The organism is Rhizobium etli 8C-3, assembly GCF_001908375.1.
Lineage (GTDB): Bacteria > Pseudomonadota > Alphaproteobacteria > Rhizobiales > Rhizobiaceae > Rhizobium > Rhizobium etli_B.
The window spans coordinates 1528115-1544106 of the sequence record NZ_CP017241.1; the positions used below are offsets into that span (position 1 = coordinate 1528115).

The following is a 15992-nucleotide window of genomic DNA, read 5'->3' on the forward strand; positions in this document are numbered from 1 at the left end:
CGACGCATCTTCCGCGCACGGGCCCATATGTTTTTTTTGGCCGGTGACACATTCGTCCATTTCAAACGATATCCCCAGGCTTTCCGAGCCTGCCCCATTGTCGGCAAGCAAAGGCTTCGCTACTCACCGCATAGTGACAGGCTGGGCGATCCGACATGTTGAATGAACCCGCGGTTCTTGAAGCTCTTCCGCAGGCTGCAAGCGAAGCCGAAAAGCGCGTCCGCGACCGCGGTGCGACCGAAAAGGCGATCCTCAGGGCGGCCAAGGCGCTGCTGTCCGAAGAAGGGTTCCAGAATTTCGGCATTAACGCGGTTGCCCGCCGGGCCGGATGCGACAAGCAGCTGATCTATCGCTATTATGGTGGCCTGAACGGCCTTGTCGAAGCGATCGGCTCCGATCTCGGCACCTGGGTCAGGGATCGCATTCCCGAAGATACCGGCGGCATGTTTCTGCTCACCTACGGCGACCTCATGGAGCGCCTGGCGTTGCTTTTTCTCGAGGCGCTTCGCGACGACCCTCTGATGCGCCGCATCGTCGCCTGGGAGGTATCTGAGAATACGGAGCAGGTGAGGCGGCTTGCCGAATCCCGCTCGAAGGCGCTGTCGCAATGGCTGGAGCGCATGAAGGGCTCGCTTTCGCCGCCGAAGGGCGTCGATGCCGCCGCCGTCAACGCAATTCTCATTGCCGCGATCCAGCACCTCGTCCTCTCGGCTTCGGCAGGCGGCCAGTGTGCGGGCCTGGCGCTGAAGTCCGCCAAGGATTGGGAAAAAGCCGCAACCGCGTTGAAGCGCATCGTTCGCGGCGTTTACGGCTGACGCGGCTTCGCGTCATCCACAGGCGGCGACTTGGGTGTTAACCTTAACGAATGGTTTACATTGCACGCTGCGGGGTAACGGGACAGGGTATCGGCAGTTCAAATCTCAGTTGTCGGAATCATGGGAACCAAAGCTGCCAACGCCATTCTGCTCTTTGCCGCGATGATATTTTTCGCGGTGCTTGCGATGGATATCGCCGTGCCCGCACTGGTTCTGAGCCTCATGGCGTTGTCGACACGGGCAGTCACCCTGGAGGCGTCTTTGAGCCGACAGGAAGGGGAGTCCTCATGAGGTGGTTCCTGGTCTTCTGGCTGGGACCGATCGCCTTTTTGGGCGGCTGGTACTGGCTTTCTTACTACGACATGAATTTCGGCATTTTCATGCTGACGCGCCAGGTTCATGACCTGACCTTCCAGATTTACGGCAATGCGCTCGGCGTACCGCCGGAAACCATCCCGCCGCTTGTCGCCCGCGCGATCGCTGTCGACAGCCTTGTCGTCTTCGCAATCATTGGTTTTCGCAAGCGCAGGAAGCTCGTTGCATGGTGGAGGGCGCGTCAGGCCTCCAGATCGTCCGATCTGGCGAGCAGCGAGAGCCTGTCCAGGGCTCCCTGAAGGATGAAGCTGGCGGCGGCTGAATCGATCCGCCCGGCACGTTTGGCACGCGACACATCCATCTCGATCAGCGCCCGTTGCGCTGCGACCGTCGAAAGCCGCTCGTCCCAGTAGACAAAGGGCAGGTTCGTCTTTTGCTCCATGTTGCGCACGAAGGCTCTCGTCGCCTGAACGCGCGCACCGGCCGAGCCATCCATGTTCATCGGCAGCCCTATGACGAAACCGGCTGCTTTTTCCTTCGCGGCAAAAGCAAGCAGCAATTCGGCGTCAATCGTGAACTTCTGCCGTTTGATGACAGGCCGCGGCGTTGCAAAGCGCCGCCCGAGATCTGACATCGCAAGGCCAATCGTCTTTGTGCCGAGGTCAAGCCCGGCGATCGCCTGTCCGGACCGCAAGACAGCCGCCAGTTCCTCGATCGTCAGCACCGTCATCGTCGTTCGTCCCGTCAAAAGAAATTGAAGCGCTGGCCGCTTTTCTTTGCGGTCATACCGGATATGTCCTTAGCATCCAATTCTGCTTTTGCATCACCTATTGAGGAGCGATTCCATGAAGATCACCTGGCTCGGCCATTCCGCCTTCCGCATCGAGACGAAAGCGGCAAGGATACTGATCGACCCGTTCCTCACCCACAACCCGTCCTTTGCAGGTCAGGACATTAAGCAGGTTGCGAGCGGCATCACACATATCCTCCTGACGCACGGCCATGGCGACCATGTCGGCGATACCATTTCGCTTGCAAGCGAGACCGGTGCCGTTGTGCTCGCCAATGCAGATCTGGCCGCCTGGCTCGGCTCCAAGGGCGTCGAGAGGATCGAGATGGGCAACACGGGCGGCACGGTTTCGCTTGGAAGTTTCACCGCCACCTTCACCAATGCGCTGCACTCCTCCGCCCAGATCACCGAGGACGGCGTTTCCCATTCGCTCGGCAACCCCAATGGCCTGATGCTGCATTTTGACGACGAGGCGAGCCTGCTCCATATGGGCGATACCGACATCTTCTCCGACATGGCACTCCTCAACGAGCTGCACCAGCCGGATGTCGGCATCGTGCCGATCGGTGACCGCTTCACCATGGGCGGCGCCGTTGCAGCGCTCTCCTGCCGGCGTTACTTCAACTTCAAGACGGCAATCCCCTGCCACTACGCCACCTTCCCGATCATCGACCAGACGCCGGAAAAATTCGTCGCCGGCATGGAAGGCTCGAAGACGCAGGTCAGGACGCCGAAGCTTGGCGAGACGCTGTCCATCTAAGCAAAACGCCGTTGCACTGGGCGGACAGGGCCTTTATAGCGGGTGGGAAATTTCCCATTCGGAGAATGCCATGTCCGTCGATCTTGCCACCGTTAAGCGCGTTGCGCACCTTGCCCGCATTGCCGTTTCAGAAGAAGAGGCAAATCGCATGGTCGACGAGCTGAATGGCATCCTCGGTTTCGTCGAGCAGCTTTCCGAGGTGAATGTCGAAGGCATCGAGCCGATGACCTCCGTCACGCCGATGGCGATGAAAAAGCGGAAGGACGAGGTCACCGACGGCAGCAAGGCCGAGGACATCGTCGCCAATGCGCCGGTCAGCGACCACAATTTCTTCCTGGTGCCGAAAGTCGTCGAATAAGCGATCGCTTTTTCCGACCCCGTTGCATTCAAAAATCCGAGCGAACACGATGAGCGAACTCACCAGCCTGACCATTGCCGAATCCCGCGAGAAGCTGCGCGCTAAGGAAATCACCGCGACCGAACTGACGGAAGCCTACATCTCGGCTATCGATGCGGCCAATGACCGGCTGAATGCCTATATCAAAGTCACGCCCGATCTCGCCCGGGTCATGGCGAAGAACTCCGACGAGCGCATCGCCGCAGGCCGGGCCGGCGATCTCGAGGGTATCCCCCTCGGCATCAAGGACCTCTTTGCGACAGTTGGCGTCCACACCCAGGCCTGCAGCCACATCCTCGACGGCTTCGAGCCGCGCTACGAATCGACCGTCACCCAGAACCTTTGGAACGACGGCGCCGTCATGCTCGGCAAGCTGAACATGGACGAGTTCGCCATGGGCTCCTCCAACGAAACCTCGCACTACGGCCCGGTCATCAATCCATGGCGCGCGAAGGGCTCCAACCAGCAGCTCGTTCCGGGCGGCTCTTCAGGCGGCTCGGCGGCGGCGGTTGCGGCCCATCTTTGCGCCGGCGCCACTGCCACCGATACCGGCGGTTCGATACGCCAGCCGGCCGCCTTCACCGGCACCGTCGGCATCAAGCCGACCTATGGCCGCTGCTCGCGCTGGGGCACGGTCGCCTTCGCGTCCTCGCTCGATCAGGCCGGCCCGATTTCCCGCGACGTGCGCGATGCCGCGATCCTCTTGAAGTCGATGGCAAGTGTCGATGCCCAGGATACGACCTCCGTCGACCTGCCGGTGCCGGACTACGAAGCCTCGCTCGGCAAGTCGCTGAAGGGCATGAAGATCGGCATTCCGAACGAATACCGCGTCGAGGGCATGCCGGAAGAAATCGAGACGCTTTGGCAGCAGGGCATCGCCTGGCTGAAGGACGCCGGCGCCGAGATCGTCACCATCTCGCTGCCGCATACCAAATACGCGCTGCCGGCCTATTACATCGTTGCTCCGGCCGAAGCCTCCTCGAATCTTGCCCGCTACGACGGCGTGCGCTACGGCTTGCGCGTCGACGGCAAGGATATCGTCGACATGTACGAGAAGACCCGTGCCGCGGGCTTCGGCAAGGAAGTCAAGCGCCGCATCATGATCGGCACCTACGTGCTGTCGGCCGGCTACTACGACGCCTATTACCTGCGTGCCCAGAAGGTCCGCACGCTGATCAAGCGCGATTTCGAGTTCGCCTTCGACGCCGGCGTCGATGCCATTCTGACGCCCGCCACCCCGTCTTCGGCCTTCGGCATTGCCGACGAGAACCTCGCCTCAGACCCGGTCAAGATGTACTTGAACGATATCTTCACCGTGACGGTCAACATGGCGGGTCTCCCGGGCATCGCCGTGCCCGCCGGCCTCGATCACAAAGGCCTGCCGCTCGGCCTCCAACTCATCGGCAGGCCCTTCGACGAAGAGACCCTCTTCAAGACTGCGCATGTCATCGAACAGGCCGCCGGCAAGTTCGCGCCGGCGAAGTGGTGGTAACGGTTCGTCATCTGCAAGATGACGGCACATTCGCTGCATGGAATTTGGCGGCGAAGATGAGCCCCGCGCCGCGATCCGTTTGGAGCGGTCGGGCTTTCAAGTGGCTGGGCGCTCAACTGGATTTGAGCCTTGGTACCGTTCTCGATAAGATGCATCTTGAACCGGTGCTCAGTCGTCAATAGCGGTGCCGGAGGGCTTCATGGACAAGACAGATCTCGCGCCGTTGATCCAGGCATTCGATCGTCTCGCAGGCGGCGATTTCCACATGGGCGGCGAATGGCGGGCCGTGCACGAAATCTGCCAGGCCCACGAGGGGGAATGGCCCTTCGACTGGGGTCATGCCCTTTGCCATCGCATCGAAGGCGACGACTGGAATGCCGATTACTGGTACCGCCGGGCGGGTAAGAGGCGCCCAGCCGGTACCGTGGCTGAAGAGTGGTCGGCGATGAAGGCCGAGCTTTCGGCGCATCTCTGACATCGCGGAGGGGCGCGCGCCGATCAGAACGCGCGGCCAGGGCGATGTGAAAAACTATCGATTGTTCTGCTCGGCTCTTACCAGCACCAAGCCCCGCTCCGTGATGCGGTAGGGTTTACCGCTCGAAGATTTGATCGCCTTCTTCTGTTTGAGTTTGCGGAAGGTGATCAGGTCAAGGCCTGAAAATACCCAGCCTTCGCGGGTATAGAGCTGCAGCTTTTCGATCCTTTTCTTTTCGTCGCGTGTGATTTCGATGCGGCCGCCCTGGGCCAATAGGTGCAGGATGCGTTGCTCCGTGCGGGAAATATCCATTTGAATGTTGATCCGGTCTTGGCGCCGAAAAAGCGCATAAAAAAACGATCCGGCGTTCGGGGCGAGCGTCGGGGCTTCGTTCTTTTTCTGGCCCATGCACGCAAGCAGGCTTGCAGGCAGGGCCCTTACCGGGTCTGAGAATGGCTCAACATAAGGATTTGGTAGCTCGCCTCGAACAGGAGGTCAAGCAGGCGCCGGGGGGTTGAAAACCGGCTGGTAACGATTGCGCGAGCGAGCAAATCATTGGAAAAACCGCCGATTCGGTGCTCTAGTGAAAGTGTAGAGCGGAGGTGCCATTGATCCACATTCGCAATGCTCGCGAGGGCGAAGCGGACCTTTTGAGTGAGATCGGCCTCAGAGCCTGGCAAAAGGCGATGAGGGCAATGGGCGAGTCGGACGCGCTGCTGGATGCGGCGCGCAGTGCCTTCGTCAATTTTACGCAAGGCACGTGGCTGACGATCACCGTGATCGAGCTCAACGGTTTGGTTGCCGGCTGGGCGGCGCGCGAACACCTGGACGAGACGATATCCGATTTCTGGATCGATCCGGCCTATACTTGCCAGGGCCTAGGCTCTGCGCTTCTGGAAGCGATCGAAAAGGACATTGCCGAGCAGGGTTTCGCCAAAGCTGCAATGCAGACGCATTCGGGAAATACCGAGGCGATCAGTTTTTTCCAGAAGCACGGTTACGCCATCCACTGGCTTTCGATCGCCTATAATCCGAAGCTCGACCGCGACGTACCATCGCTCGGACTGGCAAAGGACCTCGAAACCGGGGGCGACGGAGCCTACGGGCCCGGCTCCAGCTTCTGACTTGACGTGCCGAAAGCCTTGCACCGGCAGACCATTTCCTTTACCTCACCAGTTGAAAAGAACAGCCTCCAAAGAGCATCAAATGACCATTGTCGACGTTCGTACGCCTGATCCGAAACGCTTCATTCCCGGCGCCACCGGCGATTGGGAAGTCATCATCGGCATGGAAGTCCATGCGCAGGTGCTGTCGAATGCGAAGCTCTTCTCGGGCGCCTCGACGCAATTCGGCAAGCCGCAGAATTCGAACGTCTCGCTGGTCGATGCTGCCATGCCCGGCATGCTGCCGGTCATAAACGAGGAATGCGTCAAGCAGGCGGTGCGCACCGGCCTTGGTCTGAAGGCTCAGATCAACAAGCGTTCGGTCTTCGATCGCAAGAACTATTTCTATCCCGACCTGCCGCAGGGCTATCAGATCTCGCAGTACAAGGATCCGATCGTCGGCGAGGGCACGATCGTCATTTCGCTTGGTCCTGACCGCCAGGGCCAGTTCGAGGATATCGAGATCGGCATCGAGCGCCTGCATCTGGAACAGGATGCCGGCAAGTCGATGCACGACCAGCATGCGACGATGTCATATGTCGACCTCAACCGTTCCGGCGTCGCGCTCATGGAAATCGTCTCGAAGCCCGATATGCGCTCGTCGGACGAGGCGAAGGCATACATGACAAAGCTGCGCTCGATCGTGCGGTATCTCGGGACCTGTGACGGCAATATGGACGAGGGCTCGATGCGCGCCGACGTCAACGTCTCCGTCCGCCGCCCCGGCGAGCCCTTCGGCACGCGCTGCGAGATCAAGAATGTCAACTCCATCCGCTTCATCGGCCAGGCGATCGAATATGAAGCCCGCCGCCAGATCGGCATCCTGGAGGACGGCGGTACGATCGATCAGGAAACTCGCCTTTTCGACGCGAACAAGGGTGAAACGCGCTCCATGCGTTCCAAGGAAGAAGCACATGATTATCGCTACTTCCCCGACCCGGACCTGCTACCGCTCGAATTCGACGAGAGCTTCATCAAGGATCTTGAAGCCCACCTGCCGGAGCTGCCGGACGACAAGAAGGAGCGCTTCGTGCGCGAACTCGGCCTTTCGGTCTACGATGCTTCGGTGCTGGTCTCCGAAAAGGCGATAGCCGATTACTTCGAGGCCGTGGCCGAAGGCCGCGACGGCAAGACGGCTGCAAACTGGGTGATCAACGACCTGCTCGGCGCCTTGAACAGGACCGGCAAGGACATCGAGGAGACGCCGGTTTCACCGGCCCAGCTGGGCGCGATCATCGATCTCATCAAGGCCGAAACCATCTCCGGCAAGATTGCCAAGGACCTCTTCGAGATCGTTCTCAACGAAGGCGGCGATCCGGTTGAGATCGTCGAAACCCGCGGCATGAAGCAGGTGACCGATACCGGCGCCATCGAAAAGGCCGTCGACGACATCATCGCCGCCAACCCGGATCAGGTTGCCAAGGTTCAGGCAAAGCCGACGCTTGCCGGATGGTTCGTCGGCCAGGTGATGAAGGCAACCGGCGGCAAGGCCAATCCGCAGGCCGTCCAGGCGCTCGTCAAGGCCAAGCTCAAAATCGAGGAGTAAGGGCCGTGTATTTCGTGCGCACGGCAAGCGAGCGGGACCTCGACACGGTCCGCGCCCTGCTGGCCGAGGCGTTTCGTTGCGCCTATGCCGATCTCTACGGCGAGGCGAAGGTGAGCGAGCTGATCGCGCATCTGTTTTCCCCGGCAGCGCTCCAGGCGCGGCTGGCGAGGAAGAACGCGGAATTCCTCGTCGCCGATAACGGCAAGACCCTCGGCGGCATAGGCTATGCCGCCATGTCGGACGAGATGACGAAGACGGTCATGCTGCACCTGCTCTACGTGCGGCCATCGCTGCATCGCCAGGGCATCGGGCGCGAAATCTTCGCCGAGCTCGAGACCTGCTTTCCGGATGCAGAGATCATGCGTCTCGAGGTCGAGCCGAGGAACGAGAAGGCAATCGCCTTTTATCACGCACATGGTTTTACCGATGCTGGCCGCCAGGAAAACGACGGACCGGGCCAATCCGGGATTGCGACGCTGATCCTCGAAAAGCGGCTCGAAACCCATTGAGCCGGCAATGATGGCCCGGCGCGCATCGCGATCTTTGCTGCCGAGGCCATTCGGCGCTCATGGCGACGCGGTCGCGGCGGACGCATTCCGCATCAAAGGGCGTTGTGAAGGATTGCCGCGCTGCCCGATCCGCGCCTTACCGAGCCGATCATCGCGCCGAGGTGGTCTTACTTTAAAAGTTCATCGCTGCGACGGTTAAGGTTTGCGGCGTCTCCTCCATGATCATCGAAGCGCTGCAGGCACGTGGCGACATGTGCGGCAAAGGAATTGCTGCACAGAATTCTGCCTCGCCAAGGCGAAAGGACGCATCAATTTCGCCTTTGCAAAGCATAAACGCCGGAGGCCGGGATGCGCATGGTTTCTACGAGCGGCTCAGTCATTGCCCGTTGCATTTGCGCTTCAAGATGGTCCTGAAATAGGGTCTCGCCCGATCGGAATCGCTGGACAATCCACCAATCCGGCGGCATAAGCGAAGGATCGAATTCCAGTCCGCTCGCCTTCGGCAGGCACAAGGAAAAGACATGAAGAATCTACTTTTGCAAATCTTCACCTGGTGGAACGGCCAGACGCTGGGCACGCGTTTTGCGACCTGGCGTTTCGGCAAGCGCGTCGGTGAGGATGAATTCGGCAACGTCTATTATGAAGGCGGGATGTCCTCCTACGGACTGCCGAAGCGCTGGGTGATCTACAAGGGATATGCCGAAGCCTCCGCCATCCCCCCCGGCTGGCACGGCTGGATGCACCACCGCACCGATGTTCCGCCCTCGAAGGAAAGCTACGTCGCCAAGGAATGGCAGAAGGCGCACCGTCAAAACCTCACCGGCTCCGCGCAGGCTTATCGCCCGCCGGGCTCGCTTGCCGTTGCCGGCGAACGTCCGCGGGTGACCGGCGACTACGACGCCTGGACGCCCGGCAACTGATATCGCGTTGCCGGGGGGGCCGTCCGGCCCCGCTTTTGGCCACAATTGACCTTTACCCGCAGATTGGTCGCAGGACCTGCGACCACGATCTGAAATGCGCTGGAGACGGGTAGATATGAAGCTTTTCACGCGCAATCATGTCCTGCGTGCTGCCGGGTTTGGCCTGGCGCTTGGTACTTCCTTCTTGCCGCAGGCGGCGTCTGCCGCACGCATCGACAATCCCGTTGCCGTCTTCTCCGGCCTCGACAAAATCACCGGCCGCATCACCACCTTCGATGTCTATGTCAACGAAACCGTGCAGTTCGGCGCACTTCAGGTCACGCCGAAGGCCTGCTATTCGCGCGACCAGGCAGAAGCCCAGAAGATCGACGGTTTCGTCGAAGTCGACGAGATCACCCTCGACCGAAAGATCCGTCGCATCTTCACCGGCTGGATGTTCGCAGACAGCCCCGGCCTCAACGCTGTGGAACACCCGATTTACGACGTTTGGCTGAAGGACTGCAAGGCGCAGTCCGAGGTGCCGGCGCCCGAAGGGGCGGCGAAGTAGAATAGCGACATCGTGGCCATCCTCGTCCTTCGGGGCTACACCGTGCCGGCTTGCGCCTCCAGATGAGGAGGGGTGGCGGCGCCGACATTTGCCAAGCGCCTCAAAAGACAAAAGCGACCTTTACTAAGGGGCGAGGGCGGTAAGACTTGGGCCGCAGCCCTCAGAACTTCAGTTGCGGTGAATCCATCGCCGCGGCGAGCATTACCGCATATTCGTCCTTGGGCACGTCGATGGCGCCGAAAGTCTTCAGGTGCTCGGTAGTGAATTGCGTGTCGAGCAGGGTGAACTGCCTGTCGCGCAGACGCGCGACCAGATGAACAAGACAGATCTTCGAGGCGTCGGTGCGGCGCGAGAACATGCTCTCGCCGAAGAAGGCCGAGCCGAGCGAGACGCCATAGAGGCCGCCGACCAGTTGATCGTCGTGCCAGGCTTCGACGGAATGGGCATGGCCCATGCGGTGGAGTGTCGAATAGAGCGATCTGATCGTATGGTTGATCCAGGTGCTCGGCCGGTCTGAAGTCGCCTCGGCGCAGGCCGCGATCACGGCGTCGAAATCATGATCAAAGCGGATCTCGAAGGGATGCCTGCGGATCGTCTTCGCAAGGCTTTTCGAGACGTGGAAGCTGTCGAGAGGCAGTACGCCGCGAAGCTCCGGCTCGACCCAGAAGATTTCCGGATCGTCGGCGGATTCGGCCATCGGAAAGAGGCCGATGGAATAGGCGCGCAGAAGAATCTCCGGGGTTATGCCTGGGGACTTCCTGCGCGAACCTGCCATTTCCGTTATGCCGGATGGTTGGCCAGGTAGTGTTCCAGCCAGTGGATATCATAGTCGCCGTTGGCGATATCCTGATTGGACACAAGATCCTGGAACAGTGGTAGCGTCGTCTTGATACCGTCGACGACAAATTCGTCAAGAGCACGGCGCAGACGCATCATGCATTCTACTCGGGTGCGTCCATGCACGATGAGCTTGCCGATGAGGCTATCATAGTAGGGCGGGATCTTGTAGCCCTGATAGGCGCCGCTGTCGATGCGCACACCAAGGCCGCCCGGCGCATGGAAATGCGTGATCGTGCCGGGCGAAGGCACGAAGGTGCGCGGGTCCTCGGCATTGATGCGGCATTCGATGGCGTGACCCTCGAAGGTGACCTCTTCCTGCGTGACGGACAGGCCTCGGCCGGAGGCGACGCGGATCTGTTCGTGAACGAGATCGATGCCGGTGATCGCTTCGGTGATCGGATGCTCCACCTGCAGACGGGTGTTCATTTCGATGAAATAGAATTCGCCGTTTTCGTAGAGGAACTCAATCGTTCCGGCGCCGCGATACTTCAGCTTTTTCATGGCCTCGGCGCAGATCTGGCCGATCTTCATGCGCTGCTCGACGTTGAGCGCCGGAGAGTTTGCCTCTTCCCAGACCTTCTGGTGACGGCGCTGCAGCGAGCAGTCACGTTCGCCAAGGTGGATCGCATTGCCTTCACCGTCGCCAAACACCTGGATTTCGATGTGGCGCGGCTTGCCGAGATATTTTTCCATGTAGACGGCGTCGTTGCCGAAGGCTGCCGCCGCTTCCGCGCGTGCCGTAGACCAGGCCTCGACCAGGTCGGCTTCGGATTTTGCGACCTTCATGCCGCGGCCGCCGCCGCCTGCCGTTGCCTTGATGAGCACCGGATAGCCGATCAGGGCGGCCGTCTTGATCGCATCTTCCTCGGTCTTCACTTCGCCGTCCGAACCCGGAACAACCGGAATGCCGAGTTCCAGCGCGGTCGTCTTGGCGGTGATCTTGTCGCCCATGATGCGGATATGGTCCGCCGTCGGACCGATGAAGGTGATGTCGTGGGCATCGAGGATGTCGGCGAACTTGGCATTTTCCGAAAGGAAGCCATAGCCCGGATGCACGGCATCCGCGCCGGTGATTTCGCAGGCGGCAACGATCTGATGGATGTTCAGATAGCTATCGCGCGAGGGCGGCGGGCCGATGCAGACGCTCTCGTCGGCAAGGCGCACGTGCATGGCATCGGCATCAGCGGTGGAGTGAACCACGACGCAGGGGATGCCGAGCTCTTTGCAGGCGCGCAGCACGCGCAGCGCGATTTCCCCGCGATTGGCTATGAGGATTTTGGAGACCATGACGCCCGCCTTATTCGATGACGACGAGGAGTTGGCCGTATTCGACGGGCTGACCATCCTCGACCAGGATCTCCGTGATCGTGCCGGACTTCGGAGATGGGATCTGGTTCATCGTCTTCATTGCTTCGATGATGAGAAGCGTTTGGCCTTCCTTGACCGTCGCGCCGACTTCGATGAAGGCACGGGCGCCGGGAGCCGGGGCCATGTAGACGGTGCCGACCATCGGCGCGTTGACGGTGTTGGCCGGGTTGCGCACTGCAGCGGCCGCAGCAGCGGGAGCAGGCTGCGGTGCGGATGCGGAAGAAGCGGCTTGAGCATAGGCAGGAACACCGATCGGCGCCTGGACATAATGCGTATTGCCGGCGCGCGAAACGCGGATACGCAGATCGTCCTGCTCGACCTCGATCTCCGTCAGGTCCGTGTCGTTTAGGATATTTGCGAGATCGCGGATCAGCGCCTGATCGATACTTTTTTTCGTCTCAGCCATGAGTGTGCCCTGTCTTCTTCTTATGCCGTGAGGTTCTTCAGCGCGTGGAGCGCCAGGATATAGCTATGGGGACCAAAACCGCAGATGACGCCCTTCACAGCGGGTGCAATCAGCGACTTGTGGCGAAAGTCTTCGCGAGCATGAACGTTGGTGATATGGAGTTCCACCACCGGAATGGAAATAGCACGGATTGCATCGTGCAGTGCGAGCGAGGTGTGCGTAAAAGCCCCGGCATTGAGCATGACGCCCGCCGCCTTGCCGTTTGCCTCGTGGAGCCAGTCGATGAGGACGCCTTCATGATTGCTCTGGCGGAAGTCGATCTCCAACCCGAGCTCGCCGCCTGCCACCTTGCAATCCGTCTCGATATCCGTGAGCGTCTTTGCGCCGTATATGCCGGGCTCTCTGGTGCCCAGCAAATTCAGGTTAGGTCCGTTCAGGACGAAAATGGTCTGCGTCATCGAATGTTCCGTCAAAAGCACGAGGGCCACCTATAGACTCCCCATGCCTTGATTGAAAGCCCTTTGGGGGAGGCAGCCGGAATCGTGCCATATTTGTCCACATGGCTGAAACATTTGGATTTTGGCGAATTGATGGGCGCGGCCTCAGCAGCTCGTCTTGCCGCAGGTGCGCATGTTCTTGACCTTGGCCTCGAGGTTGTCGAAGCCGACCGCACCCTGCACCAGCTCGTTGCCGATCACATAAGACGGCGTGCCGGTGATGCCGAGGTTCTGCGCAAGCTGGTAGGTCTTTTGAACGCTCTCCTCGCTTGGGCTCTTCTTCATCTCCGCGAGGATCTGCTCCTTGCTGATGCCGAGCGATTCCGCAACGGCGAGAGCCTTCTCCTCGTCAGCGCGTCCACCGCTGCCGAGCAGGGCGACGTGGAACTCGCCGTATTTTTCGGGTGCAAGCTTTCGCAAGGCGTCCGAGACCTTGTGGGCGGCAGCCGATTCCGGCCCGAGGATCGGAAGTTCCTTCAGCACGAAACGGACATTCTTGTCTTTTTCGAGCATGGTCTGCATGTCGGAAAGAGCCTGGCGGCAATAACTGCAATTGTAGTCGAAGAACTCGACGATCGTGACGTCGCCCTTGGGATTGCCGATGGCCGCGTCGTATTTCGCGTCGAAGATTTCCTTCTGGTTGTCTTCGATCGCCCTGTTGGCTTTCACCAGGCGAGCCTCTTCCTGCTTCTTCTGCAGGGCATTCTGGACGTCGATCATGATTTCGGGGTTCTCAATCAGGTATTCCTTGATGAACTCGCCGAACTCCTTCTTCTGCGCGTCGTCGAGGGCTGCTGCCGGAACGGGCAGCGCAACGCTCGCTGCGAGCGCAAAAACGGCGAAGGCTTTCGGGAAGAAGGTCATGTTATCCTCGTCTACGGCAGATGGGGCGCGAAATTTGCTGCATCTTATCATTGCCGTGTTAACAGGTAGAACTGCAAAGCACCAAATTACGGCGCATGGTTCCGTCCTCAAACAGGATTTTTCGCAGGCGCGACGCAATCGCGGGATTGTGATGACCCGATTATTGCGGCAATTGTCTGGCCGCAAGTGAAACTTCCGGAGATATCCAGCTTGTTTTCCATATCGAGACGCAGCGAAGTCGAACCCTTCCACGCCATGGACGTGCTCGCCGAGGCGACCAGACGGCGCGCCAGCGGTCATCCGGTCATTTCGATGGCGGTCGGCCAGCCGTCCCATCCGGCGCCGCAGGAAGCACTCGATGCAGCACGAGAAGCGCTCGCCAAGGGCAGGGTCGGCTATACAGACGCCCTCGGCACCGCACGTCTGAAGCAAGGAATCGCTGCGCACTATCGCGGCCGGCACGGGCTTGACATCGACCCGCTGCAGATCGCCGTCACCACGGGTTCGTCTGCGGGTTTCAACCTTGCCTTTCTTTCGCTCTTCGATGCCGGCGATGCCGTGGCGATTGCCAGGCCCGGTTATCCGGCCTACCGCAACATCCTCGGCGCACTCGGCTTGAAGGTTGTCGAAGTGCCGGTGACGGCCGAGACGCATTTCACACTGACGCCTCAAAGCCTGGAGGCGGCGCAGCAGGACGGCGTCAGGCTGAAAGGCGTACTGCTCGCAAGCCCGGCCAATCCGACGGGCACGGTGACGGGCAGGCAGGCGCTGAAGGAGCTCGCCGATTATTGCGCCGCCAACTCGATCGCCTTCATATCCGACGAAATCTACCACGGACTGACATTCGCGGGCGAAGAGACGAGCGCGCTGGAACTGACCGGCGAAGCGATCGTCATCAACTCGTTTTCGAAATACTATTGCATGACCGGCTGGCGCATTGGCTGGATGGTGCTGCCTGAGCGTCTGATCCGGCCGATCGAGCGGGTGGCCCAAAGCCTCTACATCTCGCCCCCGGAGCTTTCCCAGATCGCGGCGACGGCAGCGCTCAACGCGACGGCGCAGCTCGACGTCTACAGGGCAAGCTATGCCAGGAACCGCGAGTTCCTGATGCGGCGTCTCCCAGAGATCGGGCTCTCGATCGCTTCGCCCATGGATGGCGCCTTCTATGCCTATGTCGACGTCACCCGTTTCACCAATGACAGCATGGCCTTTGCCAAACGCATGCTGGCGGAAATCGATGTCGCTGCCACACCCGGTTTCGACTTCGATCCACTGGAGGGCAACCGGACGATGCGCATGTCCTATGCGGGCTCAGAGGCCGAGATCGCCGAGGCGGTGGAGCGCATTGCCGCCTGGCTGAAATAGAGTCTGATTTCCGAGGCTTGTCGAGGATTTCGAAAGGATTTTTGAAAGGACTTGAATCAAATTATTCGCAAATCACGGTCTCGACGAGAAGCCATTGCCACTAGGATCCAGGCCTTTGGCCGATGGCCAAGGGCACGATTTTAGAACGCTCCGACGAGGGACAGCCAGGGCGTCGAGAGGTCAGGCGAGCTGGGCCGTCAATGCCAAGCTGGTGTTGACAACAGGGTAGCCGGGCGCAGTCCGCCGCCCATCCGAACTCGCTGTTGTGCAGTCAGGAGAAACAGGCTTGCCGCAAGCTCAACGGCTTCTTCGAAGATCTGCCCGTTACCCACGACCGCATCCAGCGACATGCCCATGTGATGCTCCGCGGCAGTCATGAGAATAACGCTCACAACCGTCATCCCGCATTCGAGAACTGGCAACTGGTTGTTGCCCTGAACAGCCGGCAGGAGCCTCCAAACCCGACCTCTGATCACCGTTATGAGCGAAAATAGCAGCAGCGCAGCCACGATCGGCGTCACCGCACCGTTGTACCAAAGCAACTTGCTGGCCTGATACATGGGACCGTTCGCTGAAAAATGCGTCGGCTCATGGAAGACGGCAGCCCAGCTCAATTCACGCGCGACGAGAATGAACCAGACCGGCATAAGGGCAATCCATAATGCCCTCCAGGCTCCGCTCGTCCGTGAGGCCAAGATGCCTGCTTGTACGAAGCCGAAAGCGTAGGCGACAACTTGCAGGTTTTCGAACGAACCGTTCTCCCAGCCCATTTGCTGTGGCAGCACGAATGAAAGTGGATAGGCCGATGCAAATACTGCAAATGCCAGCAGCCTATATGGCCAAACAGATTGAATCACGTCCCACATCCTCCCCACTGATCAGAAACTGTTTATGAAGGAAATGTGACAGGGGCAATCTGATTT

The 15992-nt window shown here is 60.0% G+C and carries 22 protein-coding genes; 14 read left to right on the plus strand and 8 right to left on the minus strand.

What is annotated here, in order from left to right; translation table 11 throughout:
- Positions 1-155: 155 nt before the first annotated feature.
- From AM571_RS07730 to AM571_RS07740, 3 genes are all read left to right on the plus strand, one after another.
- The gene (locus tag AM571_RS07730) at positions 156-815 is read left to right on the plus strand and encodes a TetR/AcrR family transcriptional regulator (protein ID WP_074060913.1); all 660 of its coding nucleotides are present in this window, start codon (positions 156-158) and stop codon (positions 813-815) included.
- Positions 816-935: 120 nt separating this feature from the next.
- Positions 936-1106, plus strand: coding sequence for a transposase (locus AM571_RS36900; RefSeq protein WP_074060914.1), 171 nt, complete (start codon positions 936-938; stop codon positions 1104-1106).
- The gene (locus AM571_RS07740; protein ID WP_074060915.1) at positions 1103-1429 is read left to right on the plus strand and encodes a DUF6105 family protein; all 327 of its coding nucleotides are present in this window, start codon (positions 1103-1105) and stop codon (positions 1427-1429) included. Before AM571_RS36900 ends, AM571_RS07740 begins: the two co-directional genes overlap by 4 nt.
- Here AM571_RS07740 and ruvX read toward each other — a convergent pair.
- Positions 1372-1860, minus strand: a complete 489-nt coding sequence (ruvX, locus tag AM571_RS07745) for a Holliday junction resolvase RuvX (protein ID WP_074060916.1) — start codon at positions 1858-1860, stop codon at positions 1372-1374. The genes AM571_RS07740 and ruvX overlap by 58 nt on opposite strands.
- 115 nt (positions 1861-1975) lie before the next feature.
- Here ruvX and AM571_RS07750 point away from each other — a divergent pair, with 115 nt between their 5' ends.
- The 4 genes from AM571_RS07750 (at position 1976) to AM571_RS07765 (ending at position 5044) form a co-directional block, all read left to right on the plus strand.
- Positions 1976-2680 (plus strand): metal-dependent hydrolase, encoded by a 705-nt coding sequence (locus tag AM571_RS07750; protein WP_074060917.1) that lies wholly within the window; start codon positions 1976-1978, stop codon positions 2678-2680.
- A gap of 70 nt (positions 2681-2750) precedes the next feature.
- The gene (gatC, locus tag AM571_RS07755; RefSeq protein ID WP_074060918.1) at positions 2751-3038 is read left to right on the plus strand and encodes an Asp-tRNA(Asn)/Glu-tRNA(Gln) amidotransferase subunit GatC; all 288 of its coding nucleotides are present in this window, start codon (positions 2751-2753) and stop codon (positions 3036-3038) included.
- A gap of 49 nt (positions 3039-3087) precedes the next feature.
- Entirely contained in the window at positions 3088-4569 is a 1482-nt protein-coding gene (gene gatA, locus AM571_RS07760) for an Asp-tRNA(Asn)/Glu-tRNA(Gln) amidotransferase subunit GatA (RefSeq protein WP_074060919.1), read from the plus strand.
- Positions 4570-4768: 199 nt separating this feature from the next.
- The gene (locus AM571_RS07765) at positions 4769-5044 is read left to right on the plus strand and encodes a hypothetical protein (RefSeq protein WP_074060920.1); all 276 of its coding nucleotides are present in this window, start codon (positions 4769-4771) and stop codon (positions 5042-5044) included.
- 54 nt (positions 5045-5098) lie between these two features.
- Here AM571_RS07765 and AM571_RS07770 read toward each other — a convergent pair whose 3' ends face one another.
- Positions 5099-5356, minus strand: a complete 258-nt coding sequence (locus AM571_RS07770) for a YjhX family toxin (protein ID WP_074063125.1) — start codon at positions 5354-5356, stop codon at positions 5099-5101.
- A 296-nt stretch (positions 5357-5652) separates the two neighbouring features.
- Here AM571_RS07770 and AM571_RS07775 point away from each other — a divergent pair, with 296 nt between their 5' ends.
- The 6 genes from AM571_RS07775 to AM571_RS07800 all read left to right on the plus strand — a co-directional run bounded on the left by AM571_RS07775 (position 5653) and on the right by AM571_RS07800 (position 9729).
- On the plus strand, positions 5653-6168 hold the full coding sequence (locus AM571_RS07775) for a GNAT family N-acetyltransferase (protein WP_074060921.1): 516 nt from the start codon (positions 5653-5655) through the stop codon (positions 6166-6168).
- Between the two features lie 82 nt (positions 6169-6250).
- Complete coding sequence (gatB, locus tag AM571_RS07780; RefSeq protein WP_074060922.1) at positions 6251-7753, plus strand: Asp-tRNA(Asn)/Glu-tRNA(Gln) amidotransferase subunit GatB; 1503 nt, start codon at positions 6251-6253, stop codon at positions 7751-7753.
- 5 nt (positions 7754-7758) lie between these two features.
- Complete coding sequence (locus tag AM571_RS07785) at positions 7759-8262, plus strand: GNAT family N-acetyltransferase (protein WP_074060923.1); 504 nt, start codon at positions 7759-7761, stop codon at positions 8260-8262.
- Positions 8263-8480: 218 nt separating this feature from the next.
- Positions 8481-8681, plus strand: coding sequence for a hypothetical protein (locus AM571_RS07790; protein ID WP_074060924.1), 201 nt, complete (start codon positions 8481-8483; stop codon positions 8679-8681).
- A gap of 102 nt (positions 8682-8783) precedes the next feature.
- Positions 8784-9182, plus strand: a complete 399-nt coding sequence (locus AM571_RS07795; protein ID WP_074060925.1) for an NADH:ubiquinone oxidoreductase subunit NDUFA12 — start codon at positions 8784-8786, stop codon at positions 9180-9182.
- A gap of 115 nt (positions 9183-9297) precedes the next feature.
- The gene (locus AM571_RS07800) at positions 9298-9729 is read left to right on the plus strand and encodes a DUF2155 domain-containing protein (protein WP_074060926.1); all 432 of its coding nucleotides are present in this window, start codon (positions 9298-9300) and stop codon (positions 9727-9729) included.
- 160 nt (positions 9730-9889) lie between these two features.
- Here the strand turns inward: AM571_RS07800 and aat are convergent, their stop codons facing one another.
- The 5 genes from aat to AM571_RS07825 all read right to left on the minus strand — a co-directional run bounded on the left by aat (position 9890) and on the right by AM571_RS07825 (position 13704).
- Positions 9890-10504 (minus strand): leucyl/phenylalanyl-tRNA--protein transferase, encoded by a 615-nt coding sequence (gene aat, locus AM571_RS07805; RefSeq protein WP_074060927.1) that lies wholly within the window; start codon positions 10502-10504, stop codon positions 9890-9892.
- A gap of 5 nt (positions 10505-10509) precedes the next feature.
- A complete protein-coding gene (gene accC / locus AM571_RS07810; RefSeq protein ID WP_074060928.1) occupies positions 10510-11856 on the minus strand; it encodes an acetyl-CoA carboxylase biotin carboxylase subunit in 1347 nt (448 codons plus the stop codon).
- Positions 11857-11866: 10 nt separating this feature from the next.
- On the minus strand, positions 11867-12343 hold the full coding sequence (gene accB / locus AM571_RS07815; RefSeq protein ID WP_074060929.1) for an acetyl-CoA carboxylase biotin carboxyl carrier protein: 477 nt from the start codon (positions 12341-12343) through the stop codon (positions 11867-11869).
- 20 nt (positions 12344-12363) lie between these two features.
- Positions 12364-12801: a type II 3-dehydroquinate dehydratase gene (gene aroQ, locus AM571_RS07820; RefSeq protein WP_074063126.1), complete on the minus strand. Its 438-nt coding sequence runs from the start codon at positions 12799-12801 to the stop codon at positions 12364-12366.
- Positions 12802-12945: 144 nt separating this feature from the next.
- Positions 12946-13704, minus strand: coding sequence for a DsbA family protein (locus tag AM571_RS07825; RefSeq protein WP_074060930.1), 759 nt, complete (start codon positions 13702-13704; stop codon positions 12946-12948).
- 210 nt (positions 13705-13914) lie between these two features.
- Between AM571_RS07825 and AM571_RS07830 the strand changes: the two genes are divergently transcribed.
- Positions 13915-15069 carry a pyridoxal phosphate-dependent aminotransferase gene (locus AM571_RS07830; RefSeq protein WP_074060931.1) on the plus strand — a complete coding sequence of 385 codons (1155 nt, stop codon included), beginning with the start codon at positions 13915-13917 and terminating at the stop codon, positions 15067-15069.
- 197 nt (positions 15070-15266) lie between these two features.
- On the opposite strand, the gene AM571_RS07835 is transcribed toward AM571_RS07830, so the two are convergent.
- Complete coding sequence (locus AM571_RS07835) at positions 15267-15935, minus strand: hypothetical protein (RefSeq protein ID WP_132552185.1); 669 nt, start codon at positions 15933-15935, stop codon at positions 15267-15269.
- Positions 15936-15992: the final 57 nt, after the last annotated feature.